The 11,499-nt window shown below is 45.0% G+C and carries 11 protein-coding genes, 1 pseudogene and 1 riboswitch; all 12 genes and pseudogenes read right to left on the bottom strand.

The features are described from left to right. Positions 1 to 436: 436 nt before the first annotated feature. Positions 437 to 853 (bottom strand): annotated as a pseudogene (locus tag BM003_RS13735) (hypothetical protein); the annotation flags it as partial. A gap of 70 nt (positions 854 to 923) precedes the next feature. Then, complete coding sequence (locus tag BM003_RS18125) at positions 924 to 1,046, bottom strand: hypothetical protein (RefSeq protein ID WP_281242912.1); 123 nt, start codon at positions 1,044 to 1,046, stop codon at positions 924 to 926. 253 nt (positions 1,047 to 1,299) lie between these two features. Then, positions 1,300 to 2,286, bottom strand: a complete 987-nt coding sequence (locus BM003_RS13725) for a C-terminal binding protein (protein WP_093674035.1) — start codon at positions 2,284 to 2,286, stop codon at positions 1,300 to 1,302. Between the two features lie 14 nt (positions 2,287 to 2,300). Continuing rightward, positions 2,301 to 3,581, bottom strand: a complete 1,281-nt coding sequence (locus tag BM003_RS13720; protein ID WP_093674033.1) for an aspartate aminotransferase family protein — start codon at positions 3,579 to 3,581, stop codon at positions 2,301 to 2,303. Positions 3,582 to 3,968: 387 nt separating this feature from the next. Then, positions 3,969 to 4,454 carry an S-ribosylhomocysteine lyase gene (locus BM003_RS13715; protein WP_093674051.1) on the bottom strand — a complete coding sequence of 162 codons (486 nt, stop codon included), beginning with the start codon at positions 4,452 to 4,454 and terminating at the stop codon, positions 3,969 to 3,971. Positions 4,455 to 4,834: 380 nt separating this feature from the next. Beyond that, positions 4,835 to 5,680 (bottom strand): MetQ/NlpA family ABC transporter substrate-binding protein, encoded by an 846-nt coding sequence (locus BM003_RS13710; RefSeq protein WP_093674031.1) that lies wholly within the window; start codon positions 5,678 to 5,680, stop codon positions 4,835 to 4,837. Between the two features lie 12 nt (positions 5,681 to 5,692). Then, positions 5,693 to 6,373 (bottom strand): methionine ABC transporter permease, encoded by a 681-nt coding sequence (locus BM003_RS13705; RefSeq protein WP_177184800.1) that lies wholly within the window; start codon positions 6,371 to 6,373, stop codon positions 5,693 to 5,695. Further along, complete coding sequence (locus BM003_RS13700) at positions 6,366 to 7,412, bottom strand: methionine ABC transporter ATP-binding protein (protein WP_425441052.1); 1,047 nt, start codon at positions 7,410 to 7,412, stop codon at positions 6,366 to 6,368. Before BM003_RS13700 ends, BM003_RS13705 begins: the two co-directional genes overlap by 8 nt. Positions 7,413 to 7,465: 53 nt before the next feature. After that, positions 7,466 to 8,581 (bottom strand): iron-containing alcohol dehydrogenase family protein, encoded by a 1,116-nt coding sequence (locus BM003_RS13695; RefSeq protein ID WP_093674029.1) that lies wholly within the window; start codon positions 8,579 to 8,581, stop codon positions 7,466 to 7,468. Positions 8,582 to 8,622: 41 nt separating this feature from the next. Next, positions 8,623 to 9,396 (bottom strand): SDR family NAD(P)-dependent oxidoreductase, encoded by a 774-nt coding sequence (locus tag BM003_RS13690; protein ID WP_093674027.1) that lies wholly within the window; start codon positions 9,394 to 9,396, stop codon positions 8,623 to 8,625. A gap of 25 nt (positions 9,397 to 9,421) precedes the next feature. Then, complete coding sequence (locus BM003_RS13685) at positions 9,422 to 10,594, bottom strand: aminotransferase class I/II-fold pyridoxal phosphate-dependent enzyme (RefSeq protein WP_093674025.1); 1,173 nt, start codon at positions 10,592 to 10,594, stop codon at positions 9,422 to 9,424. 27 nt (positions 10,595 to 10,621) lie between these two features. Beyond that, the gene (locus BM003_RS13680) at positions 10,622 to 11,098 is read right to left on the bottom strand and encodes a GAF domain-containing protein (RefSeq protein WP_093674023.1); all 477 of its coding nucleotides are present in this window, start codon (positions 11,096 to 11,098) and stop codon (positions 10,622 to 10,624) included. Between the two features lie 247 nt (positions 11,099 to 11,345). Next, a riboswitch (SAM riboswitch) is annotated at positions 11,346 to 11,446 on the bottom strand. Positions 11,447 to 11,499: the final 53 nt, after the last annotated feature.

Here is an 11,499-nt window from a genome sequence, read left to right as displayed (position 1 = left end):
TTACAATTCATCTCACCATCACTGGCATGATTGTTCCTGTGGGAAATGCCTTCCCTCTTGTCGGGAACCCTTGTAAGACCTCCCCGGGTAAGAACGACCGCTTTCCTTCCATGTGGCTGCTGCATATACTGTTTGAGATTCGGGCAGTATTGGACTTCACCTTGTTACGCAGGCTTATCCGTCTCTATTCAGCCTTAGTATGCAGTTCTTGTTCATCAGCCCAGAAGTTTGCCTCCGGCTTCCTTCAGATTCCACCTCACGATGGACACCCTTGCCTTTGGCTAACAGTTCCTACTGCCAAGCCTGTAGCGGACTTTCACCGCCTAGCTGTCGTCCATGCCGGGCGCACGCAAAAAAGGCATGAAACAACGCGATTCGTCATTTCATGCCTTTCATAAAAATTAACTTCACTAATTGCTATCTATCGCTCCTTGCTTTAGAACCCGCCGATCACATCAGTATCAAGTGACTTCAGGATCTTCGTCACCAGATTCAACGTTGATACGTAATCTTCAAAAGCAACGTAACAATATGGAGTATGTGCATAGCACACCGGGATGCCGACAACTACTGTCGGCGCACCTTGATAGAGATTAATCACAGCGCCGTCATTGCCGCCGCCCGTTCGTACTGCGCGTTGCGCTTTGATTCCCGCTTGTTTTGCCGTGTCCAAACAATACTTTTGGAATCTTGGATTGACGATAATCGATGTATCAAGATCACGCAACATCGGACCTCTTCTCAATCCGGTCTGAATCAAGTAGTCCGGTGTAAACGTGTCATCAGCCGGTGGCCCCTCAAAGACAATCGACAAATCCGGTTGAATTTTTTTAACCGCAACTTGCGCTCCTCGTTCACCAACCTCTTTCGATCAATCCACAAACTAGAATTCATCTTTATTTAATTCTAGTTTTTTACATCGTTCACGCTCCTAGTTCCTTTGTCATTTCGATAGTGCTTGTCGCCTTCATTCCTAAAGCTTTCATCACTTTTTCAATTTTTTCTGTGATTGCCCCAAAGTATTCATTTCTTTCATCTCTAGACACCTGGGCTTCACTATCCTGAAGTCGTTTCGCTAACTCATTTTGCGGAAAATTCCTACTGGCGAGCCTGTAGCGGATTTTGCCACCGAGTTGTCACTCATGCCGGGCGCACTAATAGTAAAATTAACCTATATGTTAATCTTTATGATTCGCACTTTATTTTGCCAACAACCGTTCTGATCCCGCGTATGTAATAAAAAACTTTCCTCATGGAATTGGAGAAAAGTTAGTTTCAACATCAAAAATTTCATGGCATCTACCCAAGCATAACATCCCGATTCACTAAATTGGCCGGTTTTTCATTTTTGCTCAATCGCTGTACGAGTTGTTCCAAGGTAGTCTTCCGTGCATCATAAAAGGAATCTTCGGAGACAAAGGCTGAGTGCGGGGTAATGATCGTATTTTCTAAAGCAAATAACGGACTGTTTTCCCTCGCTTCATCTTCAATGACATCAACCGCTGCGGCTTTGATTTCTCCTGCTTTTAATGCTTTTGCCAGTGCCGCCTCATCAACGACCTTACCGCGCGCGGTGTTAACCAGAAAGGCATCCTTTTTCATCAGCTTCAATTCTCGTTCGGAAATGAGATGTGTGGTCGATTCCAGAAGCGGACAGTGCAGCGACAGAATATCGGATTGAGTCAGTAACTCCTCAAATGTTTCGGCTTTATAGACGCCGTATTCTCTTAAGAAGGCCCCTGTTTTTGTCGGAGCATAGGCAAGGATCTTCACCTTCAGCGCGTGAAGCATCGGTATCATCGCTTTGGGAATGCTTCCGAAGAAATAGAGTCCAACAGTTTTGCCTGTCAGCCGGTGTGTCTTATAGCCATATAACGGATCCCATTTTCCCTGTCGCACCAACCGATCGAGTAGTGTGATTTTTCGGGTCAGATCAATCATCAGCCCAACCGTATGAAGCGCCACTTCCTCCGAACAAAAACCCGGACAGTTGGTCACACACACGCCAAAATCAGTCGCTGCTTCGACATCAACGTTATCGACACCGATCGCTTGAAGTGCAATTATTTTCAAATTCGGCAATTGCTCCATAATTTCCCGGGTAATTTGCTGATATTCGACAACAACCCCATCTACCTCTTTCGCATAGTGAGCAAACGACTGTACGCTGTCATAATCTTTGATTTCAATCAATTCTAGATCCTCAATCCCCCACTCACGCAACAAATTATGTTCATAATCCAAGGTATCGTCGATGTTATAGTAAAGGACTTTCTTTTGCGCCATAACCTCAGGTCCTCTCATTGAGCGTAAAGTTGATCCAGAACAGATTCGATAATCGCAATGCCCTGATCAATCTCATCGTTGGTCACATTAAGCGGCGTAGCAAATCGCATGCCATTATGGTGTACACCACATGAAAGAGTCAGTAATCTATTTTTCAGACAAGCTGCTCTGACTGCTTCCAATAAATCTCCGGCCGGACTGCCATCCGGATGGGAGAATTCAATTGCCAGCATTAGGCCCAGTCCACGAACATCGGAAATGCAACTGTATTTCTTCTGCAGCCGAACTAATCTGTTTCTTAAGTACGCGCCTTCCTCATTCACGTGCTCCAGCAGACACGATTGTTTGAATTCATCCAATACTGCCAAAGCCGCAGCCGCACAAATCGGATTGCCGCCAAAAGTGGTGCCATGCATGCCCGATCGCCATTCAGCCATAATCACTTGCGTTGAAATGACCGCACTCATCGGCAGACCGCCGGCAATCGCTTTTCCTACCGTCATAATATCCGGCACCACGTCAAAATGTTCACTGGCAAACATCTTCCCCGTTCGTCCGTAACCGGATTGAATTTCATCCATAATCAGCAGAATGCCGTACTGATCGCAGCGTTCGCGAATTTCCTGTACGAATGCCTTCGAAGGAACAACATAACCACCTTCCCCTTGAACAGGCTCCATAATAATCGCGGCTACCTGATCAGGCGCCACGAGATTCTGAAAAAGCCGGTCAAGTTCATTCAAGCAATACTCTGTTCTTTGCTCCTCATTGAAACCCTTAGGACATAAATCCGTCGAAGGATATGCCGTAAAGTAAACCGAACCGACCATAGGCTCATAATACTTGCGATAGTACGCGTTCGAGCCGGTTACAGATAGTGCTCCGAACGAACGTCCATGAAAAGAGCCTTGGAACGCAATAATCGCCGGTCTTTTTGTATAAGCCTTCGCCAGCTTCAACGCACCATCTATTGCTTCCGCTCCCCCATTGGAGAAAAATACCGAATTCAACTCACCCGGCGTCACCTCGGCCAGCCGTTTCGCAAGTTCAAGCGTCGTCGGATAATTAACCACATTAAACGATGCCGTGATCAGCTTTCCCGCCTGCGTTTTTATGGCCTCAACAACCTTCGGATGGCAGTGACCCAGTGCGTTAACTGCAATCCCCTGAACAAAATCCAGATACCGATCACCCTTACTGTCGGTCAAATAGCATCCCTTGCCACTGATCGCAATCAAATCCGTCGCCTTGGCAAGCGCAGGACTTAAATAGGGCTGATAATCCTCGAATTTCATGCGTAATCCCCCCACGAATGGGACTAAACGTTTGCCCATTGATGACAAATCCCGTTTTATATAAAGTATTGGCGTGTTGGGATAATATGCTAAATTTTTTGATAAAATAGAAAAGTGTGTTGCTCATAGGTATCCTTGTTCCGCGAAGCTGTAGGCGGTAACAAAATGCAGCTGTTTTCTCTCACGCAAACCTAGGGCGGCTTGTGATCTATAACATTATTTTTATCTGTTTAATCGCCTTCCACACAAAGAAGCGATCCAAGCCTGCTAGAACAAACAATAGGCTCAGATCACTTCGCTTCTTTTTTATCTTAGGTATTTGCGATTTATACGGCAGCATCACAAACTACGCGTGGATGACCTCCGCTCACACAATTCCACCTGCAATTACAAGGATTCCTTAACCACTTTGCGTTCGAATGGGTCAGAGCTGATACCTTCATCGACAACCTTTTTCGCCCATTCTTTGGCTGAGAAGAGTGAGTGATCACGGTAATTGCCGCAGCTTTCAATCGTTGTTCCTTGAACGTCATCCCAAGTCGATTCATTCGCGATAAATTCAAGAGAACCCTTCAGCGCTTTGGCAACGTCAATCGGATCATGTTCTCCCCAAAGAATCAAATGAAATCCCGTGCGGCAGCCGAACGGCGAGCAGTCAATCACACCTTCCAGCCGATCACGCAGCAGGCTGGCCAGCATGTGTTCAATCGTATGCAGCCCTGCTGTAGGAATCGCATTTTCATTGGGCTGTACAAACCGCAAATCATAATTTTGAATGACATCGCCCTTTGGTCCTTTTTGTGTCGCAATTAATCGGACATATGGGGCCTTAACTTTCGTATGATCAAGTGTAAAACTTTCAACCTTTGCCATAATCACAATCGCCTCGCTTTTTGTATTTTCGTGATGACTCCTTACCATTTTATCAGCACCGAACTATTAATTGCATGATAAAAGAAAGTTATGTTTCTTTTAGAGTCTGTTCAAAAAGGAGGACAAAAAGAGCCGAGAAGATCAAGGAAGCGCAGTTTCGAGCTACCCGCGCGTACTTTCACAGGATGTGATGACTTCAACGTTGTGCACAGGACGTGCACGTTTAGTTGAAGTTCCCCTGCTGGTACGTGAGGAGCGGAGAAACAAGCTGACACAGAACTTTCGCAGGATGCGGTGACTTCTGCGTTGTGTACAGGACGTACACGTTTCTAGCAGAAGATCCTCAGTACCTTTTTCCCGGACTTTTTGAACACCCTCTTTTAATACTTAAACGCTGGGACATAAACCCCATTGTAAAGCTTCTTAATTTTATTTGCGACCGATGCCGTATGATAAGCATCGACCACTTTCTTATATGTGTTGTTATTCTTGTCAGCTGTACGCGCAACAATGACGTTAATCCATGGTTTATTGTTCGGATCATTCAGATCAGGTTTAATGCGATAAATAGAGTCAGTGACAGGATTCATTTTATTATCAATAATAAAGTTGCTGTTTGTAATGCCCGCCGCAAAATCCGGAAGCAGGCTCGGAATTTTGGCTGGATCTACTTCAACAATCTTCACATTCTTTTTGTTTTCCGTAATATCCTTCACAGCAGGTGAGTACCCTTTACTTGGATCAAGCTTGATCAGTCCCGCACTCTCCAGAACCTTAAGGGCGCGGCCAGCATTGGTGACATTGTTCGGAATCGCAATTTTATCTCCGCTTTTAATTTGTTTGAGACTTTTAATCTTTTTTGAATAGACATTTAAAGGAACAATATACGACTCACCGATGACGGTAAATTTATAACCTTTTTGTTTTATTTCCTGATTTAAGAACGCATGATGCTGGAATGCAGTTAAATCCAGTTCTTTATTAGACTCAGATTGATTGGCAATGATACCGTCAGTGAACTTGACCAGCTTCACCTGGATGTTGTCCTTCTTCAAATTCTTATTAACCTGCTCCCAGATCGGATCATCACTGTTTCCGACAACCCCCACCTTCACTTCTTTGACTTTATTTGAGTTAGCACCCGACGACGATGAACCGCAAGCCGCAAGAACCAGGACAAAACTGAGAATGAGGATAAAACTGCTGAATTTAGTAATCTTTTTCATGAGAAACGCCTCCTAATGTGTGGTTTTTTTTGAAATAAATGTGCCTAGTATTTGAACGATGCTGACAAAAATGAGTAAAACAATAATGGACACATACGTTGCATCTAGCTGATTTTGCTGATAGCCGTAACGAATAGCGAAATCACCAATCCCGCCGCCTCCAACAACACCGACAATCGCAGTAAGTCCGATCAAACTGATCACCGTGATTGTCGTCACCCGCACAATAGATGAAATGCCTTCTTTTAAGTAGACGGAAACGATAATTTGAAAAGATGATAAGCCCATAGCGATCCCTGATTCGATCAGTCCGTCATCCACCTCGCTCAAAGCAGATTCAATCTGTCTCGAGAAAAAAGGAGTAATTCCGACAATGAGCGGAAAAAGGGTTCCCTGAACGCCGACAGCAGTTCCAGAAATCAAACGGGTAAGCGGAATCAGAGCGGCAATGAGAATAATGAATGGGATTGAACGGAACAGATTGATTAATTTATCAAACAGGTTAAAGACAAAAGAATTCGCTAGAATGCCGCCCTTTCTTGTAGAAATGAGCACAATGCCGATAATCAGGCTGAGTACAAAAGAAATCACCCCTGATACAAAGACCATTTGCAGTGTTTGAATGATTGAGAGATAAAATTCATCCATGACTTGAGAGACATTCGGAAGCAAGAATTGCAACACGTTATCCATGATTCAACACCTCGACAGCAACATGTCTTTGTTTCACGTACTCAAGCGCACGATCAATAGCCGACTTCTGACCACTCAAAATAACAATGAGTCCGCCGAGCGGATTGCCGCTCAAAATTTGAATGTCGCCAAACACAATATTGGCGTCAACATGAAACGTTCTCGAAATATAGGAGATTAGCGGCTCTGAGACGCTGCTTGTCGTATAGCTTATTTTAAGCAGCAATTGTCCCGGCTGCAGCTGCACAACGGGAGACTGCGTTTCAATTAATGCCTTCACACTACCAAGCGCAGATGTTGTTTCAATGAATGACCGCGTCAGCTCCTGCTGCGGATTAGAGAAGACAGAATAAACATCGCCATGTTCAATGATCTTCCCCTTGTCGAGGACTGAGACCTTCTGGCATATCTCCTTGACCACAGACATTTCGTGCGTAATCACCACGATCGTTAAGCCGAGTTCCTTATTCAATTTTTTCAAGAGATAAAGGATCGATTTCGTTGTTTTCGGATCCAAAGCGCTTGTCGCTTCATCGCACAAAAGTATTTTCGGATGGTTTACTAGGGCTCGTGCAATGGCTACCCGCTGTTTCTGCCCACCGGACAGCTGTGAGGGATAGGCATCTCGTTTGTCCGGCAAATCAACAAGTTCCAGTAATTCGGTAATCCGTTTATTAATCTGCTGCTTTGACAATCCACTATGTTTTAGAGGAAGCGCTATATTGCCAAAAACAGTTCGAGACGGCATAAGATTGAATTGCTGAAAAATCATACCGATTTTCCTACGGATCGCTCTTAGTTCCCGCGATTTTAACCCGACAATATTTTGCCCTTCGAAAAAGATGCTGCCTTCATTTGCTTTTTCGATCCCATTAAAGCAACGGACAAGCGTTGATTTTCCGGCACCGCTGTAGCCGATGATACCGAAGATCTCGCCCGTTTCTATGGAGAGATTGACATCTTTTAGTACAGAGTGCGCTTTTTTATCAACAGTAAAGGTTTTAACTACATGTTCGGTACGTATGATTTCCGACGTCACCGGTTAGCGCCTCCTTTCATATATTTTCTAGTAGGATTACTTGGTTTTAAGACCTAGTTATTCCTTTCTGCAGAGTCAGCCGTATACTTATCAAGCTGCCTAATGGCTTCAAGAACCGAATCCTCCGTCACTTTAAAAGGGAGCAAATGAATGGTTTTATCCGGACTGACTGCATAAGCAGCTAACTGACGAATATCTTCCTCAGAACGTTTATTAAGATGCAAATCCTGTAAACTTGCCGGCAGCTTCAGACGACGGTAAAACGGCAACAGGCGATGGATTTCATCCCACTTTTTTTCAAGCGCTAACTGGACCATAATGCCATAAGCCACTTTTACTCCATGCAGCAGATGCACCGTTTCTGGAAAATAAGTGAGCGCATCATGTATGGAATGCGCCGCAGTCGCGCGTCCATAGGCATCTCCAAAACCGCCGACCAAACCACCCGCGATAATGTTCGTTTCCATGACAAGCTGCCAGGCGTCCGATAAAACGCCCTGCTTCATATCCTCAACCGCCTGCGCGCCGTGATTCAAAGGAATATCTCGGCAGATTTTGGCCGACTCGCGGGCGTACAAAAGCGAAAGATGATTGGTACCGACATGTGTCAGCAAGCTATCGGACTCATACCATTTCGCCAATGTATCGGCAATTCCCGCGATAAAATAATCCAAAGGCGAATCCAAAATCACTCTTGGCTCGATAAGAACAAGGCTGGACTGTCTCGGATAGAGTTCATGCCCAATCGAAATTCCGTTATCCTTATAAAGAACGCTGAGTGCCGACCATGCGGCACAGTTGCTTGCCATCGTCGGCAGGATCACAAGTTGAATTCCGCCCGATTTAACCGCTGCAGCTTTCGCCGTATCGATGACCTTTCCCCCGCCGATTCCAATGACCAGATCAATCCTCGATCTGTGAATCTCTTCAATGACTCGAGCAATCTCTTTGTGCGAACATTCACCGCCAAACGTCATGTCGAACACATCAAAGCCTGCCTGAGCTAGATCTGGGAAATACGGTGCCGCCTTTTGCCATGACTTGATGCCATGAAGAATTAGAATCCGTGTGGCAGACAATGCTTCGAGAAATTCCGGCAGATAATCATAGGCACCTTCTTCAGAACTATACTGCTGGGGTCCGACTCTGGAAACCACGTGAAAAGACATTGCTTTGAACTCCTTTAATAACAAAATGATAACACCGGTCTTTAATTCATGGTCATACCGCCAGTTACATTGATTGCTTGACCAGTCATATAGGAAGAAAGCGGACTAGCCAAAAACAGAGCAACATTTGCCACATCAGATGGAAGCGCCGTTCTTCCCAGCGGTACTTGCGAGCAATCTTCCTGATAGATCTGTTCCGGTGTCATAGTTCTGAGCTTGGCACCGTCAATCCGCTCCCGATGCTTCATACTTGTTTCGACAATGCCCGGACAGATTGCATTGACCAGAATCTGTTGATGTGCCAGCTCGACTGCCATGACCTTCGTGAATCCGAGTACCGCATGCTTTGATGAACAATAATTTCCCATGCAGCGGTAGCCGTTCTTGCCAGCCTGTGACGCAATATTAATGATCCTCCCTTCAATCCCATGCTCATTCATCTGACGGGCAACCGCTTGTGATACAAGAAAAGTTCCTTTAGCGTTGACATCCATAACGCGGTCCCAATCTTCTTCCTTAATGTCCACAGCATAATCCATCGTCGAGATGCCCGCGCTGTTCACGACAACATTTATTGGTGCTCCCAGAAGATCAGCAGCTGTCTTCACCGCTTGGTTGACATCCTTCTTATCCGTCACATCCAATTTGAGATGCACCAAACGACCGGATTTTCGTTCCGCTTTTTGTTCAAAAGCGACATCAGCGACAGCCACCGCGGCACCGGCCTCGAGAAAGAGGTCGGCAATCCCCTTGCCGATCCCAGAACCGCCTCCGGTAACGAATACATTTTGACCTGTTAAATCTATCTTTATCATCCTACACTCTCAATCTCCCAACCTATTAAAATAAGTGCAACGCATCAATTCGTCTGACCGCCTCCGCCAGCACGTCTTCACTGTGTACGAGACTGATCCTTATAAAGTCGTTGCCATTATTCCCGAATCCAATCCCCGGAGCCGTCACAATGTGTGCTTCGCGAAACAACATATCCGAGAAAGACTGACTGTTGTATCCTGCAGGTACCTTTAGCCAGGCAAAAAATGTGCCTGGCGGAGAAGCAACAGTCCAACCGATTCGACTTAACCCACCGATGAGCACATCACGCCTCCGTTGATAGATGTGAACCAGCTCGCGTGCACACTCTTGCGATGATTGCAGCGCGCATGCCGCGGCATCTTGAACCGCACCGAACACCGTGCTGCAGGCATGCATTTGAAAGTGATTCAATGCCTTGATAACTGAAGCATTGCCCACAGCAAACCCGAATCGCCAGCCTGCCATATTATATGTTTTCGATAGAGTATATACTTCGACCGCAACGCTCTTTGCTTGTTCAATTTGGAGCAGACTCAGCGGCTTATTATGATCAAATCCAAGTGAAGCATAGGCAAAGTCATTAACAACCGGAATGCGATGTGTCTGGGCAAAATCAATTGTTTTTCGAAAGAAATCCTTCGTTGCCAGTGCACCGGTCGGATTGTTCGGATAATTGAGCATAAGGAGCCGCGCGTTTTGCAGCACATCGTCCGGAATACTTCGATAATCAGGAAGATATCGATTCGACTCCTCAAGCGGCATAGCATAGGTTCTTGCCTGCGAGAGCATGGCCGAAGAATAATAGATCGGATAACAAGGATCCGTAATCAGCATATAATCGTCCGGATTAAGCAGCGCTTGCGGGATCCCGGTGATGCCGATATGCGCGCCATGGAAAACAGCAACCTCATTGACCGGATCCAATGTGACTCCATATTCCTTTTTATAAAAATCAGCAATTGCCAATCGTACCTTTTCTTTTCCGAGAAATGGGGGATAAGCATGATTTTCCGGCTGATCCACCGCCGACTTTAACGAAGCTACAATGTGTTCCGGAGTCGGCAGATCGGGATTCCCCTTAGATAAATTAATGAACGGTGCCCCTGTCTTTTCAATAGCAGCCAATTTATTATCCAACTGGCCAAAAAAATTAACAGGCAGCTTCCGAACGCGTTCGGAAGGCTTAAAATCAACCAAAGCCGCACCTCCTCCGACGATCCATGATTAGTGTTCATCCCCTTTCTGAATACCAAAAACCAATGGTGCCAGCTGTTCCAGATGCCTGGCATCTATGGCATCAAAGTGATTCACTAATGGGCTGTCTAAATCCAAAACGCCAAAGAATCGATTACTGTCCGGTTCAAAAACAGGAACGACAATCTCTGATTTTGAACGCTGATCACACGCAATATGACCAGGGAACTGATGAACATCCGGGACAATTTCCGTCTTTTTCGTAAAAGCTACCTTACCGCACACGCCTTTCTGAAGAGGAATATGCATGCAAGCAACCCTGCCCTGAAACGGTCCAAGAATTAATTCATCATTCTTCCATCGGTAAAAGGTCGTTCCGTTTAGCCCGGGAACCTTTTCAAAAATAAGAGAGACCATATTACTCATGTTCGCAACCAAATCAAATTCTTGATCAAACAGGGCTCGCATTTGTTGCATTAAATCATGATACACTTTCTCCTTGTCCATGCCGATCGTCCCATCTGTCTCTAATTAACACCGATGAAAATACAAAATTATTTTTCTTGTTTATGAATCATTTCTTCATTTTTTATTTTTCCTATATACAAACTATGATTTAATGATCACATATTTTGTCCTTGGGTAAAAAAACCTCTGTTGCATCACCCCTTAATCTAATTGAGAAATAAAAAAATTGCCCCCATGAGATAAGGAGACAATTTTATTAAACTCGCAATGAATTGAGTCAATTGGTCTCTTATCTTTCAGAATAAATCTGCAGGAATTAACACCATGCGTTCATGCGCTGGTTGTTGGGTTTCATTGGGCCGGTCCCTCCACCACTCTTGATAAGAAGATGACTATTTAATTATCAAAGTAATTGTATGAGGATTATTGTATATTAAATA

The sequence above is a fragment of the Sporolactobacillus nakayamae genome (genome assembly GCF_900113325.1).
GTDB classification, from domain to species: domain Bacteria; phylum Bacillota; class Bacilli; order Bacillales; family Sporolactobacillaceae; genus Sporolactobacillus; species Sporolactobacillus nakayamae.
Note: the sequence above shows the minus strand (reverse complement) of the source record. Positions and strands in the feature narration are given on the sequence as shown.

Excerpts from the sequence above, each read along its gene's own strand:
- BM003_RS13725 (WP_093674035.1), bottom strand. The coding sequence starts at position 2,286 with ATGGCGCAAAAGAAAGTCCTTTACTATAACATCGACGATACCTTGGAT.
- BM003_RS13720 (WP_093674033.1), bottom strand. The coding sequence starts at position 3,581 with ATGAAATTCGAGGATTATCAGCCCTATTTAAGTCCTGCGCTTGCCAAG.
- BM003_RS13715 (WP_093674051.1), bottom strand. The coding sequence starts at position 4,454 with ATGGCAAAGGTTGAAAGTTTTACACTTGATCATACGAAAGTTAAGGCC.
- BM003_RS13710 (WP_093674031.1), bottom strand. The coding sequence starts at position 5,680 with ATGAAAAAGATTACTAAATTCAGCAGTTTTATCCTCATTCTCAGTTTT.
- BM003_RS13705 (WP_177184800.1), bottom strand. The coding sequence starts at position 6,373 with ATGGATAACGTGTTGCAATTCTTGCTTCCGAATGTCTCTCAAGTCATG.
- BM003_RS13695 (WP_093674029.1), bottom strand. The coding sequence starts at position 8,581 with ATGTCTTTTCACGTGGTTTCCAGAGTCGGACCCCAGCAGTATAGTTCT.
- BM003_RS13690 (WP_093674027.1), bottom strand. The coding sequence starts at position 9,396 with ATGATAAAGATAGATTTAACAGGTCAAAATGTATTCGTTACCGGAGGC.
- BM003_RS13680 (WP_093674023.1), bottom strand. The coding sequence starts at position 11,098 with ATGGACAAGGAGAAAGTGTATCATGATTTAATGCAACAAATGCGAGCC.